Origin of the sequence: Cellulomonas sp. Y8, from assembly GCF_008033115.1 — a bacterium.
GTDB lineage: Bacteria > Actinomycetota > Actinomycetes > Actinomycetales > Cellulomonadaceae > Cellulomonas.
This window is the reverse complement of the sequence record NZ_CP041203.1, coordinates 980,689-1,004,124: the sequence shown is the minus strand read 5'-3', so window position 1 is coordinate 1,004,124 and position 23,436 is coordinate 980,689. Positions and strand designations below refer to the sequence as shown.

The 23,436-nt window shown below is 71.7% G+C and carries 18 protein-coding genes and 1 tRNA gene; 13 read left to right on the top strand and 6 right to left on the bottom strand.

Annotated features, from left to right (window positions below; all coding sequences use genetic code 11):
• Positions 1–138 precede the first annotated feature (138 nt).
• The 3 genes from FKM96_RS04510 (at position 139) to FKM96_RS04500 (ending at position 3,023) form a co-directional block, all read left to right on the top strand.
• On the top strand, positions 139–2,178 hold the full coding sequence (locus FKM96_RS04510; RefSeq protein ID WP_147794228.1) for an ATP-dependent helicase: 2,040 nt from the start codon (positions 139–141) through the stop codon (positions 2,176–2,178).
• A 156-nt stretch (positions 2,179–2,334) separates the two neighbouring features.
• Complete coding sequence (locus FKM96_RS04505) at positions 2,335–2,538, top strand: hypothetical protein (RefSeq protein ID WP_147794227.1); 204 nt, start codon at positions 2,335–2,337, stop codon at positions 2,536–2,538.
• 137 nt (positions 2,539–2,675) lie between these two features.
• Entirely contained in the window at positions 2,676–3,023 is a 348-nt protein-coding gene (locus FKM96_RS04500; protein WP_147794226.1) for a WhiB family transcriptional regulator, read from the top strand.
• Positions 3,024–3,099: 76 nt separating this feature from the next.
• Here FKM96_RS04500 and FKM96_RS04495 read toward each other — a convergent pair whose 3' ends face one another.
• A complete protein-coding gene (locus FKM96_RS04495; RefSeq protein WP_168216881.1) occupies positions 3,100–4,098 on the bottom strand; it encodes a thiamine biosynthesis protein ThiF in 999 nt (332 codons plus the stop codon).
• 85 nt (positions 4,099–4,183) lie between these two features.
• A complete protein-coding gene (locus FKM96_RS04490) occupies positions 4,184–4,342 on the bottom strand; it encodes a DUF5679 domain-containing protein (protein ID WP_147794224.1) in 159 nt (52 codons plus the stop codon).
• Positions 4,343–4,656: 314 nt separating this feature from the next.
• Between FKM96_RS04490 and FKM96_RS04485 the strand changes: the two genes are divergently transcribed.
• Positions 4,657–5,205 (top strand): YgjP-like metallopeptidase domain-containing protein, encoded by a 549-nt coding sequence (locus FKM96_RS04485; protein ID WP_246855329.1) that lies wholly within the window; start codon positions 4,657–4,659, stop codon positions 5,203–5,205.
• 22 nt (positions 5,206–5,227) lie between these two features.
• On the opposite strand, the gene FKM96_RS04480 is transcribed toward FKM96_RS04485, so the two are convergent.
• Positions 5,228–6,670 carry a zinc-dependent metalloprotease gene (locus FKM96_RS04480; protein WP_147794223.1) on the bottom strand — a complete coding sequence of 481 codons (1,443 nt, stop codon included), beginning with the start codon at positions 6,668–6,670 and terminating at the stop codon, positions 5,228–5,230.
• 126 nt (positions 6,671–6,796) lie between these two features.
• Between FKM96_RS04480 and FKM96_RS04475 the strand changes: the two genes are divergently transcribed.
• Positions 6,797–8,002: a PDZ domain-containing protein gene (locus tag FKM96_RS04475; protein ID WP_246855200.1), complete on the top strand. Its 1,206-nt coding sequence runs from the start codon at positions 6,797–6,799 to the stop codon at positions 8,000–8,002.
• A gap of 13 nt (positions 8,003–8,015) precedes the next feature.
• Here the strand turns inward: FKM96_RS04475 and FKM96_RS04470 are convergent, their stop codons facing one another.
• Positions 8,016–8,588 (bottom strand): PPA1309 family protein, encoded by a 573-nt coding sequence (locus tag FKM96_RS04470; RefSeq protein WP_147794222.1) that lies wholly within the window; start codon positions 8,586–8,588, stop codon positions 8,016–8,018.
• Positions 8,589–8,847: 259 nt separating this feature from the next.
• On the opposite strand from FKM96_RS04470, the gene FKM96_RS04465 reads away from it, so the two are divergent.
• The 8 genes from FKM96_RS04465 to FKM96_RS04430 all read left to right on the top strand — a co-directional run bounded on the left by FKM96_RS04465 (position 8,848) and on the right by FKM96_RS04430 (position 21,708).
• On the top strand, positions 8,848–11,784 hold the full coding sequence (locus FKM96_RS04465; protein ID WP_371300522.1) for a UPF0182 family protein: 2,937 nt from the start codon (positions 8,848–8,850) through the stop codon (positions 11,782–11,784).
• A 257-nt stretch (positions 11,785–12,041) separates the two neighbouring features.
• Positions 12,042–12,115, top strand: a tRNA-Met gene (locus FKM96_RS04460).
• A gap of 528 nt (positions 12,116–12,643) precedes the next feature.
• Positions 12,644–13,051, top strand: a complete 408-nt coding sequence (locus FKM96_RS04455) for a hypothetical protein (RefSeq protein ID WP_147794220.1) — start codon at positions 12,644–12,646, stop codon at positions 13,049–13,051.
• A complete protein-coding gene (locus FKM96_RS04450; protein ID WP_147794219.1) occupies positions 13,048–15,378 on the top strand; it encodes a helix-turn-helix domain-containing protein in 2,331 nt (776 codons plus the stop codon). Before FKM96_RS04455 ends, FKM96_RS04450 begins: the two co-directional genes overlap by 4 nt.
• 232 nt (positions 15,379–15,610) lie before the next feature.
• A complete protein-coding gene (locus tag FKM96_RS04445; protein WP_147794218.1) occupies positions 15,611–16,396 on the top strand; it encodes a hypothetical protein in 786 nt (261 codons plus the stop codon).
• 187 nt (positions 16,397–16,583) lie between these two features.
• A complete protein-coding gene (locus FKM96_RS04440; protein WP_168216880.1) occupies positions 16,584–17,834 on the top strand; it encodes a restriction endonuclease subunit S in 1,251 nt (416 codons plus the stop codon).
• A complete protein-coding gene (locus FKM96_RS04435; protein WP_147796917.1) occupies positions 17,834–21,157 on the top strand; it encodes a type I restriction endonuclease subunit R in 3,324 nt (1,107 codons plus the stop codon). The genes FKM96_RS04440 and FKM96_RS04435 overlap by 1 nt, the downstream gene beginning before the upstream one ends.
• A 284-nt stretch (positions 21,158–21,441) precedes the next feature.
• Positions 21,442–21,708: a DDE-type integrase/transposase/recombinase gene (locus FKM96_RS04430; protein WP_147794216.1), complete on the top strand. Its 267-nt coding sequence runs from the start codon at positions 21,442–21,444 to the stop codon at positions 21,706–21,708.
• A gap of 7 nt (positions 21,709–21,715) precedes the next feature.
• On the opposite strand, the gene FKM96_RS04425 is transcribed toward FKM96_RS04430, so the two are convergent.
• Positions 21,716–22,834, bottom strand: coding sequence for a DUF4238 domain-containing protein (locus FKM96_RS04425; protein WP_147794215.1), 1,119 nt, complete (start codon positions 22,832–22,834; stop codon positions 21,716–21,718).
• Positions 22,835–22,884: 50 nt separating this feature from the next.
• On the bottom strand, positions 22,885–23,115 hold the full coding sequence (locus FKM96_RS04420; protein ID WP_147794214.1) for a helix-turn-helix domain-containing protein: 231 nt from the start codon (positions 23,113–23,115) through the stop codon (positions 22,885–22,887).
• Positions 23,116–23,436: the final 321 nt, after the last annotated feature.

Sequence of the window (23,436 nt, the reverse complement as noted above, 5' to 3'; positions counted from 1 at the left end):
TCGCATGGTCGGTGTCGCGTCACCGGTCTGAACGCCCGGCGCCCGCAGGATCATCCCGGACGCGTCCGGGACCGCGCGCACGCGCCCCTGGGGACGGCGGTCCCGGCGTGTCGGCGGGAGGTGCGAGGATCGACGGCGATGCCTGCCGACGACCTCCTCGACGCCCTCGACCCGGACCAGCGGGAGGTCGCGCGCGCCCTCACCGGGCCGGTGTGCGTGCTGGCCGGGGCGGGGACCGGCAAGACCCGCGCCATCACGCACCGGATCGCCTACGGCGTGCGCACCGGCGTCTACGCCCCGACCAGCGTGCTCGCCGTGACGTTCACCGCCCGCGCGGCGGGGGAGATGCGCACCCGCCTGCGCGACCTCGGCGTCGCGGGCGTGCAGGCGCGCACGTTCCACTCGGCCGCGCTGCGCCAGCTCCGGTACTTCTGGCCGAAGGTCGTCGGCGGCCCCTCGCCGCAGGTGCTGGCCCAGAAGGCGCCGGTCGTCGCGGACGCCTGCCACCGGCTGGGCCTGTCCGTCGACCGGGTGTCGGTCCGCGACCTCGCGTCCGAGATCGAGTGGGCCAAGGTGTCCCGCATCACCGCCGAGGACTACGTCCGCGCCGCTGCGGCGGCCGACCGCCCGGCGCCGGCGGGCCACGACCACCACGTCGTCGCCCGGCTCATCACGGCGTACGAGGACGCCAAGGACGCGCGCGGCGTCATGGACATGGAGGACATCCTCTGGCTGCTGTCGGGGATGCTGGTCGAGAACCGCGCCGTGGCGGACGAGATCCGGCACCAGTACCGGCGGTTCGTCGTGGACGAGTACCAAGACATCTCCCCGCTGCAGAAGTTCCTGCTCGACCAGTGGCTCGGCGGGCGCGACGAGCTGTGCGTCGTCGGCGACCCGAGCCAGACCATCTACTCGTTCGCCGGCGCGACGCCGCACTACCTGACCCGGTTCACCGCCGAGCACCCCGAGGCGCAGGTCGTCCGGCTGGTGCGCGACTACCGGTCGACCCCGCAGGTCGTGGGCCTCGCGAACGAGGTGCTGCGCCGCGCCCCGAAGGACCGGGCGGCCCGCTGGGAGCCGCTCGAGCTCATCGCGCAGCGCCCGTCCGCCGGACCCGTGCGGTTCGCGGTCTACGACGACGACGAGGCGGAGGCCGCCGGGGTCGCCACCCGGATCGGCCGGCTGGTCGCGGCGGGCACGCGCCCCAGCGAGATCGCGGTGCTGTACCGGACCAACGCGCAGTCCGAGGCGTTCGAGCAGGCGCTCGCGCACCAGGGGATCGGCTACGTGCTGCGCGGCGGGGAGCGGTTCTTCCAGCGCAAGGAGGTCCGGGACGCGATCGTGCGGCTGCGCGGCGCCGCGGTGGCGGCCGAGGCCGACGTGCCGATGACCGAGACCGTGCGGGACGCGCTGCGGTCGGCGGGCTGGACGGACGAGCCGCCCGCGGCCCGCGGCGCCTCGCGCGAGCGCTGGGACACGCTGCACGCGCTGGTGACCCTCGCGGACGACCTGGCCGCGGCGGCGGAGCGCGCGGGCACCCGCGCGACGGTCCAGGACCTCATCGCCGACCTGGACGAGCGCGCCGCCGCCCAGCACGCGCCGACCGTCGAGGGCGTCACGCTCGCGTCGCTGCACGCCGCCAAGGGCCTCGAGTGGGACGCGGTGTTCCTCGCCGGACTCAGCGAGGGCCTGGTGCCGTGGGCGTCCGCCGACACCGCCGCCGACCTCGCGGAGGAGCGCCGGCTGCTCTACGTCGGCATCACCCGCGCCCGGCAGCACCTCGAGCTGTCGTACGGCCGGTCCCGCACCCCGGGCGGTCGTGCGACCCGGCGGCGGTCGCGGTTCCTCGACGGCCTGTGGCCGCAGGAGGGGCGCGCGCGGTTCGGCGACGGGCGGCCGCGCGCCGTCCCGCGCCTGACCGGGGAGGTCGACGCCGAGCTGCTGGCCGCCCTGCACGCCTGGCGGGCCGACCTCGCGCGGGCGACGGCGAAGCCCGCGTACACGGTCCTCGGCGACGCGACGCTGTCCGCCATCGCCGAGCTGCGGCCGGCGAGCGTCCCGGAGCTGGCGCGGGTCCAGGGGATCGGCCCGGCCAAGATCGACCGCTACGGGCCCGACCTGCTGGCCATCGTGGCCGGTCGCAGGCCCGCGACGGGCGAGGCGGCGGCGGCCGGCTGATCGGCCGATCGGGGGACCCGGGAGAACTCGTGGAAAAAACTCTCGGTAAATCGGTTGTGCCGCCCGCGAGGGCCCCTCTACGGTGAACGAGTCCTGCTGGAAGGCCGTGCTGCGCGAAGCGGCGGCGGCCCGATGACGAGAAGGAGGTGTGGTGCTGTGAAGAACAACTTCGACGAGTTCGGCGTCGGCGCGATCGCGCTGCCGTTCGTGGCACCCATCTCCGGCGAGATCCAGGGGACCGCTGTGTCCCCCGCCGCCCCGGGCACGGGCATCCGTGGCTTCGGCGGCACCGGTCTCCGGCTGCGTGCGCGCGATCTCTCGTCCCGCTCCGACTCCGCCCCAGGAGGACCGGTCATCTGAGTCGATGACCAGCCCGTCCAGGCCGTGGAGTCCACCGGATTCCGCGGCCTTCGTCTTCCCCGGCACCTGCAGGGGGGCGAGGCAGCTGCGGATCCACCGCCACCTCGCTCAACCCGCAAGTCATTCAGGAGGACATCGTGCGGCTCACGACGCTGCTCGACACGGTCAACCAGGGCGGATCCGGTCCCTGGCCGCCCGCCTCGACGCCCGCCGTCACCGATGTGCAGTTCGACGCCCTGGTCGCCGGCCTCATCCCGTGCCGGTCCAACGACCCGGAGCTCTGGTTCGCCGAGCGGACCGCCGAGGTCGAGCAGGCCAAGGCGCTCTGCCGCACCTGCCCGCTGCTCGAGGGCTGCCTCGCCGGCGCGGTCGAGCGTCAGGAGCCCTGGGGCGTGTGGGGCGGCGAGGTGTTCGTCGGCGGCCAGGTCGTCGCGGTCAAGCGCGGCCGCGGCCGGCCGCGCAAGGACGCCAGCCCGGCGGCCTGACCGCCCCGCGGGCCCGGCACCCGGTCCGAGCGACCGGGTGCCGGGCACGCGGCGCGTCCCGCGCACCCCGCGGCCGTCAGCCGGCCAGGGCCGCGCACCCGCACCCGGGGTGCGCGGCCCAGCGGCGCAGCCGCGGCGCCATGGACGGCACCGGGACCTCGTACTGCGCCCCCGCGGTCCGGGGCACGCCGCCGTCCAGGTGCGCGAGCACCTCCGCCGCGGCGAGCCCGCCGACCACCGCGGACAGGGCCGCCGGGGGCTCGGCCACGCCGTCGGCCGGCGCGGGGGCGACCAGCTGCGCGAGGACGGTCGGCCACGCCGGGTCTGCTTCCGCCCGGTGCAGGTCCAGGCAGCGCACGCAAGGCGGCGGCGCCCCGCCGGGCGGAGCCGGGCGGACGAACGGTCCCACCAGCGCATCGGCCTCCCGGGTCACCACGGGCAGGTGGGGCACGTCGGCACCGAGCAGCGCGAGCGCCGTCGCCGGGTCGGGCGCGTCGGCCGCCACGGTCACGACCACGTCGGGCGGGTCCGCCAGCAGCGCGGCGGGGCCCCGCCCCGTCCGCACGCGGGTCCGCGGCGCCAGCGCGCGCAGGGCGCAGGCGAGCGCAGCGGCCCGGTCGGGTCCGTCGCCCCCCGGCACCAGGTCCGCGGGACCGGTCGGCCGCGGGTCGTCGAGCAGCAGCGTGCCGACGCCCGCGAGGGCGAGCGTGGTCGCGACCGCCGCCCCGGCCCGGCCGAGGCCGGCGACCGCCACCGTCGAGGCCGCGCGCCGGCGCACGGAGTCGACGCCGTCGCCGTCGGCGCGCGCGAGGCCGTGGGCGAGGGCCTCGGGCCGCAGGTCGGGCCGGACCCGTCGCGCGCGCGACGCGCTCGGGCGGAGCAGTCCCGCGGCACCCAGCGCGTCGAGCGCCGGCGCGGGCAGCGCGTCGTCGACGCGGCGGTCGCCCGCGCGGAGCAGGCGCTCGGCCTGCTCGGGGGTCAACCCCGCGATGCGCACCGCCCACCGCGGGTCGAGGCCCACCTGGACCTCGTCGGTCGCGCGCCGCAGCACGCGGAGTCCCTGCCGGAGCTGCACGGCGCCCCACCCCCGTCCCGTCGAGAACCACCACCGTGGCACCCCGGGAGGGGGCGGACGCCGTCGTCCACAGGTCGGGTCCTGCTCAGGCCTTGCCGAGGATCCGGTTCAGCTTGGTGCTGCACACCGGGCAGGTGGCCTTGGCCATGCGGCGACCCGACTCGGAGACGACGACCTCACCCTCGGCCTGGCGCTTCTCCTTGCACTTCACGCAGTAGAACTCGCCGGCGTAGGTCTCGGCCATGTCTGTCTCCTCGCATCGGTTCGGCGGCGCCGCGTCCCGGCGCCCGGGCCAGTATCCACGCCGTGCGGCGGTCGCGGGAGGGTTCCACCCGCCCGTCGTGCGGCAGTTGCCCCAGATCAGGGCCCCGAACCGCTACGGTGCTGGACGTGCAGCCGTCGCGGGAGCACCCCCGGACGCCGGTCGACCCGGTGCGCTCGGCCGCGCCCGCGGCCTCGGCCGCCCGACCCGCCGCCGCCCGCGCGGTGGGCGCGCCGTCCGACGGCACGGCCCCGGGCGGCCCGGCCGACGGCGACCCGCGGCTCGGACCCGTCGAGGTGCGCCGCTCCCGCCGCCGGTCCCGCACCGTGACCGCGTACCGGGAGGGCGGCCGGACCATCGTCGCCATCCCCGCGCGGTTCACCCGGGCGCAGGAGCGCGAGTGGGTGCGCCGGATGCTCGACCGGCTCGCCACCCAGGAGCAGCGGCGCCGCCCGTCCGACGACCAGCTGGTGCGCCGCGCGGCCGAGCTGAGCCAGCGCTACCTGGGTGGCCGGGCCGTGCCGTCCAGCGTCCGGTGGTCCGGCAACCAGGGGCGGCGCTGGGGCTCGTGCAGCGTCGGGGAGGGCAGCATCCGGCTGTCCGACCGGCTGCGCGGGATGCCGCAGTGGGTCACGGACTACGTGCTGCTGCACGAGCTCACGCACCTGCTGCACGCCGGCCACGGCCCGGAGTTCTGGGCCGAGCTCGAGGCGTACCCGCGCACCGAGCGCGCGCGGGGGTTCCTCGAGGGCTACTCGTTCGCGGAGCGCGCGCCCGGGGAGGGCGACGACTCCGGGGAGGCACCCTCCGCGGAGGAGGACGTGGCCGACCCCGAGGCGGACTGACCGCCCCGGGGCCCGCACGGGCTCAGCGGGTGGGCTCGTCGCCGCCCGGCGCACCGCCCTCGGCGGCCCCGCCGTCGGCCGGGCCCTCGCCGAGGATCTCCGCCAGCGCCCGGTCCAGGTCCGCGTGCTCGCCCTCGGCCGCGGCGCGCCGCCCGGCGTACCCGGCGGGGTCGTCGAGGTCCTCGGCGGTCGGCAGCAGGTCGGGGTGGTCCCACACGGCGTCGCGCGCCTCCGGCCCCTGCTCGCGGGCGATGCGCGCCCACAGCGCGGCGGCGTCCCGTGACCGGCGGGGCCGCAGCTCCAGGCCGACCAGGGTCGCGAACGTCTGCTCGGCGGGCCCGCCGGCGGCCCGGCGCCGGCGGATCATCTCGCGCAGGGCGACGGCGTGCGGCAGGTGCGGGAGCGCCGCCGTGGCGACGACCTCGTCCACCCAGCCCTCGACCAGCGCGAGCGCGGTCTCCAGCCGGGCGAGCACGGCCTGCTGCTCGGGCGTGGTCTGCGGGGCGAACACCCCGGACGACAGCGCGCCCTGGAGGGCTGCCGGGTCCGTCGGGTCGATGGCCCGCACCGACTCCTCGAGGCTCTCGACGTCGATGGTGATGCCGCGGGCGTAGGCGTCGACGGCCGCGAGCAGATGGCCGCGCAGCCAGGTGACGTGGGTGAACAACCGGGCGTGCGCCGCCTCGCGGAGCGCGAGGAACAGCCGCACCTCCTCGAGCGGGATCTCCAGGCCGTCGGCGAACGCGGCGACGTTGCCCGGCACCAGCGCGGTCGCGGGCTCGGCCACCAGCGGCAGGCCCGCGTCGGTGAGCCCGAACACCTCGCGGGACAGCGAGCCGGCCGCCTGGCCGACCTGCATGCCGAACACGAGCGCGCCGAGCTGGCGCATCATCGCGGCGGGGTCGAGGCCGCCGGCGCCGAACCCCGCCGGGAGGTCCATGCCCTCGGGCAGCTGGTCGGCGAGGGTCGCGGCCAGGGCCGTCGACATCGACGTCGCCACCGGCTCGGTCAGCGTGCGCCAGGTCGGCAGGGTCTGCTCGACCCACTCGGACCGGGACAGGGCGCGGACGTGCCCGCCGGCGGGCGGGAGGTCGGTGGCCGCGTCCAGCCACAGCTCCGCGACGCCGAGCGCCTCGGTCGCCTGCCGCTGCTCGGCCGGGCTGAGGGTCGGGTCGCCGCCGCTGACCGCCTGCTGCCGGGCCATGTCGTGGGCGACGTCCCAGTTCACGGGGCCGTCGCCGCTGGACGACAGCATCCGCTGGACCTGGGCGATCACCTGGTTCATCAGCATCGGGTCGTCGGGCAGGCCGGACGCGCGGGCCATCTCCGCGGGGTCGAGGCCCTGCTCGCGCATCTGGCGCAGCGCCTCGTCCGCGCCCGGGCCGAACATCTGGCGCAGCATCTGCTCCCAGGCGGCGCCGTCGGAGGGCTCGCCGGGCTGGCGCGCGGTGGGGTCGTCGGTCATCTCGGTGCTCCCGGGCTCGTCGTGGTGCCACCGTAACCACACCCCCGCGCACCGGGACCCGGTCGTCACCTCCGGTTCGCTGAGGGCGCACGCGACCCTCACGGGTCCGTGCGGCATGATCGTCCGGTGCACGCCCAGCCCGGAAGCCCCTCGGACCCCGACGCGTCGGCCGCGGACCGGACCGACCCGCTCGACGGCGGGGCCGGCCGCCCGCCCCTCGGCGACGCCCCGGAGGGCGCGTCCGAGGACCTCCGGGAGCCCGCCCCGCCGGTGACCCGGCGCGCCGCGCTGCTGTCCGGCGGCGTCCTGCTCACGGCGGTGCTGCTCGTGGTGCTGCTGCTGATGCCGGTGCCGTACGCGGTGAACTCGCCGGGGCCGACGCTGGACACCCTCGGCGAGCACGACGGCCAGGCGCTCATCACGGTCGACGGCGCCGAGACCTACGACTCGACCGGGCAGCTGCGGCTCACCACCGTCTCCACCACCGGGGGCCCGGGCTACCCGTCCAGCGTGCTCGGCGTGCTGCAGGGCTGGCTGAGCCCGTCGCGGCGGGTGCTGCCGGTCGAGTCGGTGTTCCCGCAGGACGCGACGCAGGAGCAGCTCGACCAGCAGAACGAGGCGCAGATGGTGTCCTCGCAGGAGAACGCGACCGTCGCCGCGCTCGAGGAGCTGGGCTACACCGTCCCGGTCACGCTCACCGTGCACGACGCGGTCGAGGGCTCGGGCGCGGAGGGCGTGGTCGAGGAGGGCGACGTGCTCCTGTCCTACGACGGGACGGCCCTCACCTCCTACGGCCAGCTCATCGACCTCCTGGACGAGACCACCCCCGGGACCACGGTCACGCTCGGCGTGCAGCGCGCCGGCTCGGAGGTCGACCTCGACGTCGTCACGGGTGCCCGCGAGGACGGCTCCGGCAGCCAGCTCGGCGTGTACATCGACCCGACGTTCGACCCGCCGGTGGACGTGTCCATCCGGATCGACCAGATCGGCGGCTCCAGCGCGGGCACCATGTTCGCGCTCGGGATCATCGACAAGCTCACGCCCGAGGACGAGGCGAACGGCCAGGTCATCGCCGGCACCGGGACCATGGACCTCAACGGCGCCGTCGGTCCGATCGGCGGTATCCGGCAGAAGATGGCCGGCTCGCTCCGGGACGGCGCCGAGTGGTTCCTCGCGCCGGCGGACAACTGCGACGAGGTCGTCGGGCACGTCCCAGACGGGCTGACGGTGGTCAGGATCGCGACGCTGCACGAGGCGCGCGAGGCCGTCGAGGCGATCGGCGCGGGGGAGGCCGGCGACCTGCCGACCTGCACGGCGGCGGACGCGAGCTGAGCCCCGGGGGGACTCAGGCGAACGTCGCCCGCAGCCCCTCGACCAGCCCGGGCACGACGTCCTCGCCCTGGCCCACGGCGTCGTCCCGGTCCTCGGCCCGCTGCCGCACGGCGCACCACGACGGCCCGCCGCGCAGCACGCCGACGGCGAGCCGCACGTCCTGCCGCTGCGGGTGCGCGAGCAGCGCCGCCAGCGCGGCGTCGGGGTCCTCGGGCAGGCCCTCCTCGGCCTCCGGCGGCAGCACGACCCGCTCGACCGTGAGCGCGGCGCCGTCGACGCCCTCGGGCCAGGCGATGGCGCCGAGCAGGCCCTCCAGGTCGTCGCTCGCGGGCAGCCCCTCCTGCTCCACCGAGGTGAGGTGGTCGGGGTCGGCGGCCGCGGCGGCCAGCACGTCGGGCGGCAGCTGCGAGGCGAGCGCGGGCTCGGCGTCGAGGGCGGCCTGCGTCCGGACCAGGGCGAACACCCGCACGGGGCCGTCCCAGCCGCCCGTGGCGACGTGCCGCTCGATCTCGACGACCGCGGCCGCGAGGGCGCGCTGGGCGGGGGTGCTGGCGGGGGTGTCCGGGGTCTGCGTCACGGGCGCCATCCTCCCACCCGCGCGCCGCGGCGCGGTCGGCACCCGGCACGGGTGCGTGGGGCGCGGGCTGTGGGAACCTGGGGCCCACCTGGCGCGTTGTGCTGATCGTGCGCGTGCTGGAAGGTGCGTGCACGCGTGACCCGTACCCGACGACGAGGACCTCAAGGCCGTGACCTTCGCCAACCCGTCCGCCCGCCAGCCCCGGGGGCCACGACCGCCCCGGCCCCCGAGAGGCGCCGCCGGCCGTCGTCGGCCCAGCCCGCTCGCGATCACCGTCGTGGTGCTCGCCCTGGTCGTGGTGGCCGTGCTGCTGCTCGCCCAGTTCTGGACCGAGGTCCTGTGGTTCGACCAGCTGGGCTTCTCCCAGGTGCTCTGGACCCAGTGGCTCACCCGCGGGGCGCTGTTCCTCGCCGGCCTGCTCGTCATGGGCGGGGCCGTGTTCTCCAGCCTGGCGATCGGCTACCGCACCCGGCCGGTCTACGCGCCGTCCAACCAGGAGCAGGCCAGCCTCGACGCGTACCGCGAGGCCGTCGAGCCGCTGCGCCGCGTCGTGCTCGTCGCCGGTCCCGCGGTGCTCGGCCTGTTCGCCGGCATCGCCGCCTCCCAGCAGTGGAGCTCGATCCAGCTCTGGATGAACAGCACCGAGGTCGGTCGCGAGGACCCGCAGTGGGGCCTCGACCTGTCGTTCTACATGTTCCAGCTGCCGGGCATGCGGTTCATCGTCAGCTTCCTCATGGCCGTCACGGTGCTGGCCGGCATCGCCGCCGTCGCCACGCACTACCTGTACGGCGGGTTCCGGGTCGGCGGGTCCTCGAGCACCCCGCGCATGACGCGCGCCGCCCGGGTGCACCTCTCCGTGATCGCCGCCGTCCTCATGGTGCTGATCGCGGCCAACTACTTCCTCGACCGCTACTCGATCCTGACGCAGGAGGGCGACCGGTTCGCCGGCGCCTCGTACACCGACGTCAACGCGGTCATCCCCTCCAAGAGCATCCTGGCGGGCGTCGCGCTGCTCGTCGCCGTCATGTTCGTCGTCACCGCGGTGCGCGGCACCTGGCGGCTGCCGGCCATCGGCGTCGGCCTCATGATCGTGAGCGCGGTCGCCATCGGCGGGATCTACCCGGCGGTCGTCCAGCGGTTCCAGGTGAACCCGAACCAGCAGGACGCGGAGTCGGAGTTCATCCAGCGGAACATCGACGCCACGCTCGCGGCGTACGGCCTGGAGGACGTGGAGACCAGCGACTACAACGCCAGCGTCACCGCCGAGCCGGGCGCGTTGCGCGAGGACGCGGAGACCACCGCCTCCATCCGCCTGCTCGACCCGCAGGTCGTGTCGGACTCGTTCCGGCAGCTCGAGCAGATCCGCGGGTTCTACTCGTTCCCCGACACCCTGTCCGTCGACCGGTACGACGTGGCCGACGAGAGCCGCGACACGGTGATCGCGGTCCGCGAGCTCGACCTGGACGGCCTGGACGCCCAGCGCCGGAACTGGACGAACGACGCCACCGTGTACACCCACGGGTTCGGCGTCGTCGCCGCGTACGGCAACACCACCACGTCGAGCGGCGCGCCCGAGTTCTGGGAGGGCGGCATCCCGTCGTCCGGCGAGATGGGCGAGTACGAGCCGCGGATCTACTTCGGCCAGAGCTCGCCGAGCTACTCGATCGTCGGCGCGCCCGAGGGCTCCGAGTGGGAGCTCGACTACCCGGACGACGAGTCGGGCGGCGCGGTGAACACCTCGTTCCCGACCGACGAGATCTCGGCGGGCCCGGAGATCGGGACGTTCTGGAGCAAGCTGCTCTACTCGATCAAGTTCGGCTCCGAGCAGATCCTGTTCTCCGACCGCGTGACGGCCGAGTCGCAGATCCTCTACGACCGCGACCCGGTCGACCGCGTCCAGAAGGTCGCGCCGTACCTCACGCTCGACGGCCGGGTGTACCCCGCGGTCGTCGACGGCCGGGTCAAGTGGATCGTCGACGGCTACACGACGTCGAACCAGTACCCGTACGCCGCGGCGCAGTCCCTCGAGGACGCCACCGTCGACTCGCTCACCGAGACGTCGACCACCATCGCGGCCCTGCAGCCCGAGAAGGTCAACTACATCCGCAACTCGGTGAAGGCCACGGTCGACGCCTACGACGGCAGCGTCACGCTGTACGCCTGGGACTCCTCCGACCCGGTCCTGCAGGCCTGGAGCAACGTCTTCGACACCTCGCTGGAGCCGGTGTCCGAGATCAGCTCCGAGCTCATGAGCCACATCCGGTACCCCGAGGACCTGTTCAAGGTGCAGCGCACCCTGCTCGGCACCTACCACGTGACCGACCCGGGCCAGTTCTTCTCGGGCAACGACGCGTGGCGCACCCCGAACGACCCGACGGCCTCCGGGCAGAGCGTCGCGCAGCCGCCGTACTACCTGACGCTCGAGATGCCGACGCAGGACGCGGCCACGTTCTCGCTGATGTCCACGTACGTGCCCGCGGGCGGCAACGCCCGTGACGTGCTGACCGGGTACATCGCGGTGGACGCGGAGGCCGGGTCGACCGAGGGCGAACCCGCGGAGGGCTACGGCAAGATCCGGCTGCTGGAGCTGCCACGCGACTCCACGGTCCCGGGCCCGAACCAGATGAACAACAACTTCTCGTCCAACCCGGACGTGTCGAACGAGCTGAACATCCTGGCCCGCGGCGACTCCCAGGTCATCCGCGGCAACCTGCTCACGCTCCCCGTCGGCGGCGGCCTGCTCTACGTGCAGCCCGTGTACGTCCAGGCGGCGAGCGGTACCCAGTTCCCGCTGCTGCAGCGCGTGCTGGTGTCGTTCGGTGACCAGATCGGCTTCGCGAGCACGCTCGACGAGGCGCTGGACCAGGTGTTCGGCGGTGACGACGGCACGTCCGCGGGCGACGCCGGCAACGAGATCACGCCGCCCGACACGGGCGGGGACACCGGGGACGGCACCGGGACGGGCGACGGCACCGCCACGCCCGCGCCGACCCCGGCCCCGACGGGTGACACGGGCGCCGGCGCGGCCGACGCCCAGACCCGGCTGACGCAGGCGATCGACCGGGCCACCCAGGCGTACCAGGACGGGCAGGCCGCGCTCGCGGACGGCGACTTCGCCGCCTACGGCGAGGCGCAGTCGCGGCTGCAGGCCGCCCTGGAGGACGCCGCGGCGGCCGACGCGGAGCTGGGCGGCTCGGGCGGCTGAGCCCGGGGCGCACGCACGACGGCGGCGGGCCGGTTCCCCAGCGGGGGAGCCGGCCCGCCGCCGCGTCCGGGCCGAGCTCGCGCTCGCGCGTACGAGGTCGGCGGTTGCGCCCGAGGTCGGCGGTTGCGCCGGGGGTCGGGCGGCCGGAGCCGCCGACCTCGACGCGGCGGGCCGCGCGCCGCGGGCCCGGTGTGACCGAGGGCACGGGGGCTGGATTTGGACTGGCCGTCACCCTGGCGTAACGTAGTGATCACCGACGCGGGGTGGAGCAGCTCGGTAGCTCGCTGGGCTCATAACCCAGAGGTCGCAGGTTCAAATCCTGCCCCCGCTACAACGCAGACCTGCGAGCGCAGGTTTGGCCGAAGGCCCCCAGGGATCTCCCTGGGGGCCTTCGCCGTTTTCGCGCCGGTTCGACGCACCGTGGGCCGAGGATCTGGGGTCTGAGCCCGCGACTGCGGCCTGTGCAGCTGCACACCGGGTGCCTGGGCACGGTGGCGGTGCCCACCCGCTGCCACCGCTGACTTCACCTGCGGGTCAGCCGTGGGCCGGTCGCGCTTTGGCTGGTTACTGGGTGCGCATCGAGCGCGAGCCGTTGGATCTGATCGCCGTGCGCTGGCTCGGGGTTGAGGAGAGCCGGTCCGCGGGTGGTGTCGTCGCGCCTCTCGTCGGCGGGGCGGCCGCGCGTTCCGGAAGGCGTCCGTTGGCTCGGCTGTGCGGTTGTCGCACGGGCTGTGAGGCGACGGGTGTGCCGAGACAGAGGGGGAGGTCCGGCGCGTGCGGACATTGCGTGGTTCGACGTACGACCCACGGTCGCCCTGCGAACGCGGCCAGTCGGGCCGCCGCACGAAGGACCGACGCCATGTCGAGCACGACCATTCGTGGGCTGAACCGCGACGAGTGGCTCACCCGGGACGAGATCGCCGGGTTGATGGGTCGCACGGAGGACACCGTGCGCCGGCTGCAGCGGGACAACGCGCTGCGTACGCGCTCGGGTGAGAACGGCAAGGTACTGCTGCGGCTCGGGGACCTCATCGATCTTGGCAAAATCTCCGAGTCGGTCCTCGACCCGCAGGTCAGCGCGCGCGAGGTCGCTGACGCCGTCGCGGTGCGGCGGGAGCTGCAGGACGTGCGCGAGGAGCGGTGCGAGCTCGCCGGGCGTCTCGCCGGTTACGAGGAGCGGGTGTCCGAGCTGCTTGCGCACATCGCGACGCTCAACACCCTGGTCTCCGTCCTGAGGTCGCAGCAGGCGGCGGAGGTGCCGGCGTGAGTGCGTCGCTGCGCCTGGTGAAGAGCGCCGCGGGCGCTGTGTCCGAGACGTCGTCGACTTCGCCGTTGTTCGCGCTGGTCGCACTTGAGCCGGTTCGCGTGAGCGAGGAGGACGTCGACCTCGTCGCTTTGGCGAACGCCGGCGAGCAGGTGCTCGACCTGGACGCGGACGTCTCGCGGGCGACGGCGGCGCAGTTGGCCCTGGACTGGTTCATCGAGTACGAGGGGACGCACGCCCGCACGGACGGGGAACGAGCCGAGAGTCTGATCTCGTACACGCGCCGCTACGTGCTTCCCCACCTCATCGAGACCGCTCTCGCCGCTCCCGCCGACAGGCGCACGGTGGAGGACCTGACCTTCGCGCAGGCCCAGGCGCTTGCGCTGACGCTGGCGGGCAAGCGCGAGCTGCCGGCCGCGACCGTCGCAGGCGACGTCCTCAAGCGCGCGGCGGTCACGTGCGTCTGGCTCACGATGCAGGAGGCCGGCGAGGTCAGCCATGGTGGGCTGAAGGCAGTCAGCGACGCCTGCGCCGAGGGGAAAGTCGTGGCTCGAAAGCAGGGCCGTGGACCCATCCTCGTCCAGGCTGCTGAGCTGCGAGCAGCCGGGTTGCTCGTCGAGCCGGAGAAGCCCCACGGGATGAAGCGCGAGTCGGCGAAGAACGTCCTGTTCGTGCTGAAGCAGGCGATGCTCCGTGCGCACGACCACGGGGTGGCAATACGCGGCAACTACACGCGGCTGAACGCCCTCACGCCCGCCCGCAAGGACCTGGCTCGACAGCCACGCATCGACCCGGGGTACGTGCCGGTCCACGCCGCCCGTCTGGTCGCGGGGCACCTGAGCGTGGTCCACCAGCTGACTCTGTGGCTGCTGCGTCTGACGGGCATGCGGATCGGCGAGGCGTTCGGTCTGCTGGTCAAGGACTTCTTCCAGGTGAGTGACGGGTCGTGGGCGCTGCGCATCGAGAAGCAGGGCGGGGAGTGGAAGCTCGTGCGCGACGGCGACACCGGCCGGTTCGTCTACCAGCCGTACAAGGAGGGCACGAAGACTGAGCAGTCCATGCGCACCATCCGGGTGCCGAAGCTGCTCGCGAGTCTGCTGCACGAGGTGATCGAGGTGTTCCACACCCGGGACGGGGTGGTGCTCGCCGAGAACCGTCTGATCCCGGGCCTGGGGAAGGACCAGGCCTCCGGCATGTCGTCCTTCCGGTCGGCGCTCGACGGCGCGCAGGCGGCGGCGGGGCTTGTGAAGTCGGTGCCGCATGACATGCGTGGGTTCGTGATCACGGACCACCGCAACGCCGGGGTCGACGATCGGCTCGGGGAGTACTACGTCGGGCACGGCGAGCAGAAGCGGACTGTGCACGCCGGCTACGACGACGGTGTCCCAGTCGAGCTGCAGACCCCTGCGACCGACGCGATGGCTGACCTGCTGGCGGCCGCAGGCATCAGCGCGCTCATCGTGCCGACGGACAAGCGGGAGGGGTGGGGGAGGGACACGGTGCTCGGGCGCCAGCGTGAGGCGCTGCTGGCACGGATGGCCGCGCGCGGGTGGTTCGCTGCGTCGGAGGGCGTCGAAGCAGACGCGGTCCTACTGAGTACCCGCCAGGTCGCCGAGGCCGTCGGCAAGCACGAGGCCGAGGTCCGTCGGATGCTGCAGAGCGGTGCTATCCGCGGCGCGAAGGTGCTGGTGTCTGGGGCCCAGACGTGGCGGGTGGACGAGCGCGATCTGCGGGTGTACCTGGAGGCGAGGAGTGGCTCGTCGCTGCACGACGTCGCCGCGCGGATCGGGCTGAACTACCACCAGGCACGCGACCTGTGCCTGCGGCTCGGCGTGCTTTCGACGAGCAGGGAGAAGGGGACCACGATCCGGCTCGGCCCGGAAGCCGTGGCCAAGGTCGAGGTGGAGATGGATCGGGTGCGGGAAGCATCCCGGGATGTCGTCGATCTCCAGGCCGCCGCAGACCAGCTCGGACTTCCCGTGGGTCAGGTGGAGAAGCTCGTGCGTTCCGGAGATCTGGTGCTCGCAGACGACCCGCGGGGTACTCGGCGTCGGCATGTCACCGTGTCCTCGGTGGCCGAGCACTCCCGGCGCATGAAGCGGGTGCGTGGCGGCCGAGACGAGCGGTTCGTGCCGTTGCACGACGCGAGGCGGGCGCTCGGTCTGACCCGCTATCAGATGTCCGACCTGATCGGGCTCGGGTGGCTGACGGCCACGACGATCAACCGCCGTCAGCATGTCGGCATGACCTCGCTTCTCGAGTACGCCGGCAGCAGGGGTCTGTCCAACACCGTGGTGCGCGAACTCGGCCGAGCGGCGGTCGCGGCATGACGTGGCATGTGGCGTGAAGGCCGGCGGGATGCGCACGCCCAGACATCCCGCGAGCCGACGAGAGCACGCACGAACCCGGCGCAAGACGTGGGGACCTGCTCCGTCCCTCGATCGCCAGTGCCGATGTGCAGCCCCGACGCCGGATCGCCGACGACAGGCGTTGCCGTGGGCGACGCAGATGAGAGACGCCATCGAGATAACCGGAGCCGCCTCTGATCGATACGTTGTCTGCGTGATCGGTGATCTCATACCCAGCGACCTCGTACGCGCTCTGCGATACGTCGGGATGCTGAACGATGGCGGGTCGGGGGTCGCGGATGCGCACCTTGACGCTTGGCTCGCACTGACACCTCCTGGCGAGATCCCGATTCTCGGCGCGACGTCTTTGTCGAGCGGCATCGAGCGGCTCCTGATGCAGAGCCGTCAATACGGGGGGTACCTCCGCTCAGTAGGCTGGGCGGACGGCTCGTCCCTATGGCTGACCGAAGCCGGCCGAGCGATCGTCAGCGCCCACGAGCAGGCCGCGCCCGAGGCGCCTGATGCGCCGGAGGGTCTGGTCATCCTCTCCCCGGAGAACCCGCTCAACCTGGTCACGCTCACCGGTGCGGTCGCGGCTGCCAAAGCCGGGATGCTCGTCGACCCGTACTTCAAGGACGACCTGTTCCCGTGGCTGATGGACGCGACATCCATCGACCGGGTGCTGCTATGTCGCGCAGCATCGGACCGGACGGTGCTCGAGCTGATCGTGGGCGCGGCTGAAGCCCAAGGACGTGCTCTTGAGGTTCGGTGCCTGCCCCCCAGGGCACAGCACGACCGGTACCTCATGGCCGAGGACGGAGCGGTGTCGACGATCGGCGCGTCCCTGAACGGGCTGCACAAGCACTTCACGACGATCGCGCCTGTGCCTGAGCCGGGGGCCGACGCTGTGCGGACGTTCCTGGACGCTCAGTGGGAGGCAGCCGAGGTCGTTCAGGCGAAGAGCACCCTCGCCGCGGAGATCGGTGATCCGGACGACTGACGGCGTCGCGCGTCGGTGACGCAAGCGGACGGGGCATACGACTGTGCGAGCTCTCGAGGGTCAGGTCCTTGCGCGTGCCCGCGACGTTGAGGGCAGGCTCCTCGCAGCGAGTCGGCCGTCGTGGCGAGTGCAGGCGCTGATGCCGGGTCCGGCCTCGCTGTGGCGCTGTTCAAGGGATTCTCGACGCATGAGCCGAGTGCAGTTCCAGGATCTGCTCGCCGAGCCGGTACGAAACGGCGTCTACAAGCCAAAGGAGTTTCACGGCTCCGGGGTGCGGCTCGTTAACATGAAGGAGTTGTTCGCATTCGACACCCTCTCGGACCAACCCGACTCCCGCATCGAACTGACGCCGACCGAGTGGAAGAAGTCGGAGCTTCGCGACGGCGACCTCCTGTTTGCCCGACGCTCCTTCGTCCTGGCAGGAGCAGGAAAGTGCTCGATCGTCGTTGATCCGCCTGAAGCGCTGACATTCGAGTCTTCGATGATTCGTGCGCGTCCCAATCCCGAGCGGGCGGACTCTCGATTCCTCTTCTACTACTTCAAATCGCCGCAGGGTCGAGCTCGCATGGCCTCGATCGCGGCTCGCACGGCTGTGTCGGGCATCACTGGGGGCAACCTCTCCGCGTTGGAGATCGAGGTCCCTGCCGTCGACACACAACGGCGGATCGCGAAGGTGCTCAAGCACTTCGACGACCTGATCGAGAACAACCGGCGCCGGGTTGAGGTGCTGGAGGAGGTGGCGCGGGCGATCTACCGCGAGTGGTTCGTGAAGTTCCGCTACCCCGGCCGCGGCGACGTGCCCCTGGTCGACTCCGCCATCGGCCCGATCCCTGAGGGGTGGGAGTGGGGCAACGTTGACGACCTTGTGCGCATCGTCAAGGACACAGTTGATCCGTCTACCCTCGATCCGGGTATAGCCGCAGTGGGACTGGAGCACATCCCCAGAGGGCAGATCACCCTCGATGCCTGGGGTAGAGCGGGGGACCAGGGCAGCCGCAAGGCAGTGTTCACGAAGGGCGACGTGCTGTTCGGGAAGATCAGGCCCTACTTCCACAAAGTCAGCGTCGCGCCGATAGATGGCATCAGCTCGACCGACGCGATCGTCATCCGACCGCTGGAACCACACTGGGGCCAAGTCGTCATGCTGACGTCAAGCGTTGAGTTCGTCGCTCACGCCACCCAAACCTCCAACGGGACGAAGATGCCGCGTGCCGACTGGAAGGTGCTCGGTCAGTGGCCGGTCGCCGTTCCCCCGGAGAGACTGTCCGCGGCTTTCACTAGGATGGCGCGAGACCAACTCGGGCTGGCCGAGACGCTGATGTTTGAGAATCGTCGGTTGACCGCGCTCCGCGACCTCTTGCTGCCGAAGCTGGTGACCGGGCAGATCGACGTGTCGGCGCTCAACCTCGGGACGCTGGTTGAGGGTGCGGTGGCGTGATGGTGCCGACGGGGGCGGAGTACCTGTACGTGGAGAAGCCGAGCATGGAGTTGCTGGAACAGCTCGGCTGGGCGCCGGTTGACGCGTTCCACGAGGTCCTCGGGCCGGAAGGAACGGTCGGTCGTGACTCGCAGCACGACGTCGTGCTCACTCACCGGCTGCGGTTCGCGATGCGCAAGCTCAACCCCGAGCACGTCCCTGACGCGGCGATCAACGAGGCTATCGAGGCCCTGACGAAGGACCGTACGGTCATGGACCGGGTGCGTGCCAACCGAGAGGTGCACGAACTCCTCCGTGACGGTTACCGGGCCGAGTGGACGGACGACCGCGGCGAGCAACAGATCGAGACGCTCAGGTTCCTGGACTTTGGTCTCCCGACGAACAACGACCTGCTGGCTGTGCAGCAGATGTGGGTCAAGGGCAACCTGCACAGCCGGCGCCTCGATGTCGCGCTTTTCGTCAACGGCATCCCGTTGGTGGTGATGGAATTCAAGGAACCCAACGAGTCGGTCAAGTCGGCGTACGACAACAACCTGACCGACTACCGCGACACCATTCCGAAGCTGTTCATCCCGAACTGCTTCGTGCTGCTGTCCAACGGCAGTCAGGCCAAGGTCGGGTCCACCTACGCGCCGTGGGAGTTCTTCAACGACTGGTTGGTCATCGACGCCCATGGCGCCCGCGGGGCGGTCGCGCTGGAAACGGCGCTACGAGGCACCTGCGACCCCGCGGTCCTGCTGGACCTGCTCGAGAACTTCATGGCGTACATGGAACGCCCCGGCGGCCTGATCAAGGTCATGGCGCGCTCCCACCAGTACCTCGGCGTCAACGCAGCCATCGACAACCTCCACCGCGCGCGCGCCGAGCAGGACACGCGACTCGGCGTCTTCTGGCACACGCAAGGCTCGGGCAAGTCGCTGTCGATGCTGTGGTTCACCCAGAAGGTGCTGCGCCAGGTGCCAGGCAAGTGGACCTTCGTCATGGTCACCGACCGCACCGAGCTCGACACTCAGCTCCACGGCGAGTTCGCGGACGCCGGTGCGATCTCGCCCGAGGCCCGGGTGCATGCCCAGTCCGTCGCGCACCTGCGCGAGCTGCTGGCCGCCGACCACCGGTACGTGTTCACACTCATCCAGAAGTTCCAGCCCTCCAAGGCGCTGGGGGAGCGGCAGATGCCGGTGCTGTCGAATCGCTCCGACGTCATCGTCATCACCGATGAGGCGCACCGCAGCCAGTACGACACACTCGCCCTCAACATGCGCACTGCGCTGCCGCACGCCTCGATGATGGGCTTCACCGGCACCCCGCTGATCGCCGGCGAGGAACAGGCCACCCGCGAGCAGTTCGGCGACTACGTCAGCGTCTACAACTTCCGCGACGCCATCGAGGACGGCGCGACGGTCCCGCTCTACTACGAGAACCGCATCCCCGAACTCCAACTGGTCAACGAGAACTTCTCCGACGAACTCAATGCCCTCCTCGAGGAGGCCGAGCTCGACGAAGACGCCGAGGGCCAGCTGGCACGCGCCTTCGGCACCCAGTACACGTTGCTGACCCGTCCCGAGCGCCTGAAGACCATCGCCAAGGACCTTGTCGCTCACTTCGTCGGCCGCGGATTCAGCGGCAAGGCGATGTACGTCGGGCTCGACAAGGCCGCCGCTGTACGGATGTACAACCTGGTCCGGGAGGCGTGGGCCGAACATCTGGACGAGTTGAGGGCTGAGCACGATGCGCTTCCCGAGCTGGAGCGCCCCTGGCTGGCGTCGCGAATCGAGCTGATGGAGACCACCGACATGGCGGTGGTGGTCTCGCAGAGCCAGAACGAGCTCAAGATGCTCGACGACCTCGGTCTCGACATCCGCCCGCACCGCGAGCGGATGAACCGGGAGGACCTCGCCGAGAAGTTCAAGGACCCGGACGACCCGCTGCGGCTGGTGTTCGTCTGCGCGATGTGGATGACCGGCTTCGACGCTCCCAGCGTCTCGACCGTGTACCTCGACCGACCGATGCGCAACCACACCCTGATGCAGACGATCGCCCGCGCCAACCGTGTCTTCCCGGAGAAGGACAACGGTCTCATCGTCGACTACGTCGGCGTCTTCAGGAACCTGGAGAAGGCCCTGGCGATCTACGGGGCCGCCAACGCCGGCGAGTCGCCCATCGAGATCATCGACGCCCTCGCGGGCGAGCTGGATGCGGCCGTGGCAGCGGTGTTCGACTTCTGCTCGGGCGTTGGAGTGGACCTCGCGGCGATGCGCGACGCCGAAGGGTTCGACCACGTGGCCAAGCGCGACGCCGCCGTCGAGGCGCTACTCGTGGACGAGGAGACGCGCACCGACTTCCAGCAGAAGGCCCGTCAGGCCCGCAAGCTCTTCAAGGCCCTGCTGCCCGATCCGAGAGCCGCTGCCCAGCAGGGCAACGTCGCCGCGATCCGGGTGATCGCCGAACGCGTCGCGGAGGTCACGCGCCCGCCCGAGGCCGACATCGGAGCCGTCGCCGATGCGGTCGACGCCTTGCTCGACCGGTCGGTGGGTGCCGAGGAGTACGTCATCCGGGCAGCGGCCGAGGGGACGAAGCCGGACCCCCTGATTGATCTGTCGCAGATCGACTTCGAGGGCCTGGCCGCCAGGTTCGCAGGCCGCGAGCGAGCAGAGACCGATCGGCTGGCGCAGTTGCTCCGTCAGCAGGCGATCGGCGCGGCGGTGCGCAACCCGACCCGGTACGAGTTGGTCGAGCGGATCGAGCAGCTCATTGACGACTACAACGCCGGCAGCGTGAACATTGACGAATACCTCCGCCGCCTGGTCGAACTGTCCCAAACCCTGACGAAGGAAGAGGAGCGTTGCGCACGGGAGGGACTAACCGAGGAAGAGCTCGCGATCTTCGACCTCTTGACTCAGCCCGAACCGGTGCTGACTGACGACGAGCGCGAGACGGTGAAGGCCAGCGCCAAGAAGTTGCTGGAGCGTCTCCACGACAAGCTCGTCCAGGACTGGCGTCGCAAGGTCGACGTCAAGAACGACGTCGACAGCACGATTCGGCGCATCCTGGACCAGGGCTTGCCCGAGACGCCGTACACCGTCGAGATCTTCACGTCGAAGGTGCAGCTCGTCATGGATCACGTGCTCACCGCCTACGGCGACAACGGCGAGAGCGCGTACGACGGACGAGTGGACGTCCAGTTCTCGCAGGGTCCGCCAGTTGAGCTCGCCGGACCCATTGACGTGAACCGGATCGCCGACGATGTGGTGGCGCGCATCCACTCTGACCCCGTGTTCGCTCGCCACGTGGCCCAGCAGCTCGTGTCGAGTGGCGACGTTTAGCCACTGCAGGAGCGCGTGGTCGGGCGGGCCGGGTCGGTCTCTGGACCGCCCCGGGCGGGTCAGTTCGAGGAGCCGCTCCACGGTCGGCCGGAGCGGTGCTTCACGCTCCGGGAGTCAGGCGGCTCGCTCCTGACGGTGCCTATGGGGCGCAGTTCGCGCCCGAAATGGGTGGGTGCTGAATCCGTGGTGAGACGGGTGCGGACCGTCACGCGGCTTCGTAGAAAGTGGGCGCTGACCTGCTGCTCCGCAATCCTTGAAGACCCCGCTGGTCGATCGCCGACCACATGCGCTCCGAGCGGGTCGTCGACGCGGTACAGATGGCGATCTGGCGGCGCCACCCCGCACCCGGGGCGATCGTCCACGCGGACCGCGGCAGCCAGTACACGTCGTGGATCTTCGGGCACCGGCTGCGCCAAGCCGGGCTGCTCGGGTCGATGGGCCGGGTCGCCTCGAGCGTGGACAACACCATGATGGAGAGCTTTTGTCGAGCATGCAGCGTGAGCTGCTCGACCGCCGCCGTCCGCCTATGCCACACCGAAGACTCCGCCTGAGCCGCCGTCAGACAGGCTCGGGCGCGTGCTCGTCGGTGTCGGTGTCGGCGGGTGCCGGGCGTGGCTCGGCCCAACGGAACTGTCGTCCGGGGATGGGCCAAGGCAAGTCGGCGAGGGTGACGCCCGCGCCCAGATCGACGCGTCCCTGGTCGACGGGGGAGGTCTCGGTGAGTTCCCGGTCTGGATTGATGAAGTCGTCGCCGAAGTCGGGGTGGAGTTCTCGAGTGCGGGGCGTCCAGCGAGTGGGTAGGGCGGCGAGCGTTGCGTCGGCGGGGTGGTGGTAGGCGTGGCGTCGTGCGGTTTGGAGCGTCAGAGCGTTGATCTCCCGCGCGAGGTGTGTCGTGCCGGGGCCGAGGACGTCGCGCTGCGGGTGTGCGCTCGGGACGATGACGAGACTGCGCCGGCGGGACAGCGGCAGGACGAATCCGCCTGCGTTGGCGATGCCGACCCCCTGCCAGCTGGGGTGGTCTTCGGCGGCAACCAAAGAGACCGGGTGGTCGGCGGTTAGGAGCGTCCTCCGATCGAAGACCTGCAGCGCCCATCGGTGGTTGGACAGGCGTTCGCGGGTCGTCTCGAGCAGGTCGACGATGAGGCGCAGGTGGTCGCGGGCGTCGGGTCGGATGCGGGTGCCACCGGGTTGGGTGAGGTCGTCCCACTCGGCGTCCACGCGGGCGGGCGAGCAGGGAGTGTTCTCGGCTCGTTCGATGTGCTGGCGCAGGGCGCGCTTGCCGGCCGAGCCGACCAGGAGCTGGTACATGAGCGACTGGATCTCGGTCGTGGCGTCACGCAAGGCGTGGCCGCGCAGGTGCTGCAGGGCGATCCAGGTGGCCATGGCTTCTCGCTCACGGGGCGCGAGGGGCCATGCGAGGTCGATGGCATGGCGTAGGGCGATGGCGGCGGGGTCTTCGATCTCGGCGAATCGTCTTTCGAAGAAGTCGTCGAGGTGGCCTTCGTCCTCGACGGAGTAGAAGTCCTTGACGACGGTGGCGTCGTTGACGGAGATCGGGTGCGACTTGCCGGTCTCCAGGACGAGGCGTGTGAGGGTCTTCTCCTCGGCGGCGAAGCCCTTGAGGTAGAACTTGGAGACGGTGTGCTGGCGGCGCACCGTTCTTCGGTTCGCGTTCACGAGAAGACCCTAGACGCCGGCCGTTCGGGGGCGTTTGAGCGGTCCTGAGATCAGGGGCGTTCGAAGAAGTCGGCGGGGCTGATGTCCAGCGTCATAGCGAGCCGTCGGATCGTGACCAGGGTGGGGTTGCGTCGTCCGCGTTCGACTCCGGCGATGTAGGTCCGGTCCAGCCCGGAGGCGGAGGCTAGCTGTTCCTGCGTGAGGGCGGACTCGGTGCGCAGCTGTTGGAGGCGCGACCCGAAGTCGCGCTGCCATGCCGGCTGTTGCTCGGGGTTGTGCACGACGCGACGGTACAGGCGGCCCGCCCTCCGTCGGGAGCAGCGGTTCGCATCCGGTGCGTGCGTTGCGGTGCCTTCTGCGTCTCGATCCCCGGAGCCGGCTCACTGTTGGTTGCACTCGTCTCGGGCGCCGTCGGCTCCGCGCTGGTGAAGTCTTCCGCATCGTCTCGGCGTTGAGCTCGCACCGCCAGACGGCGGAGACGGTTCCTCAGGCTCGTGGAGAAAAGTGCTTCCGGCGACGCGCTGGAGCACGAACCGCAGTGCCTGGCGGTTGCTGAGGGCGTCGAGCTAGCCCGGGGCATCGACGGTGAGCCACGACCGCGG

Excerpts from the sequence above, each read along its gene's own strand:
- FKM96_RS04480 (WP_147794223.1), bottom strand. The coding sequence starts at position 6,670 with ATGACCGACGACCCCACCGCGCGCCAGCCCGGCGAGCCCTCCGACGGC.
- FKM96_RS04430 (WP_147794216.1), top strand. The coding sequence starts at position 21,442 with ATGCGCTCCGAGCGGGTCGTCGACGCGGTACAGATGGCGATCTGGCGG.
- FKM96_RS04440 (WP_168216880.1), top strand. The coding sequence starts at position 16,584 with ATGAGCCGAGTGCAGTTCCAGGATCTGCTCGCCGAGCCGGTACGAAAC.
- FKM96_RS04470 (WP_147794222.1), bottom strand. The coding sequence starts at position 8,588 with ATGGCGCCCGTGACGCAGACCCCGGACACCCCCGCCAGCACCCCCGCC.
- FKM96_RS04455 (WP_147794220.1), top strand. The coding sequence starts at position 12,644 with ATGTCGAGCACGACCATTCGTGGGCTGAACCGCGACGAGTGGCTCACC.
- FKM96_RS04435 (WP_147796917.1), top strand. The coding sequence starts at position 17,834 with ATGGTGCCGACGGGGGCGGAGTACCTGTACGTGGAGAAGCCGAGCATG.
- FKM96_RS04490 (WP_147794224.1), bottom strand. The coding sequence starts at position 4,342 with ATGGCCGAGACCTACGCCGGCGAGTTCTACTGCGTGAAGTGCAAGGAG.
- FKM96_RS04510 (WP_147794228.1), top strand. The coding sequence starts at position 139 with ATGCCTGCCGACGACCTCCTCGACGCCCTCGACCCGGACCAGCGGGAG.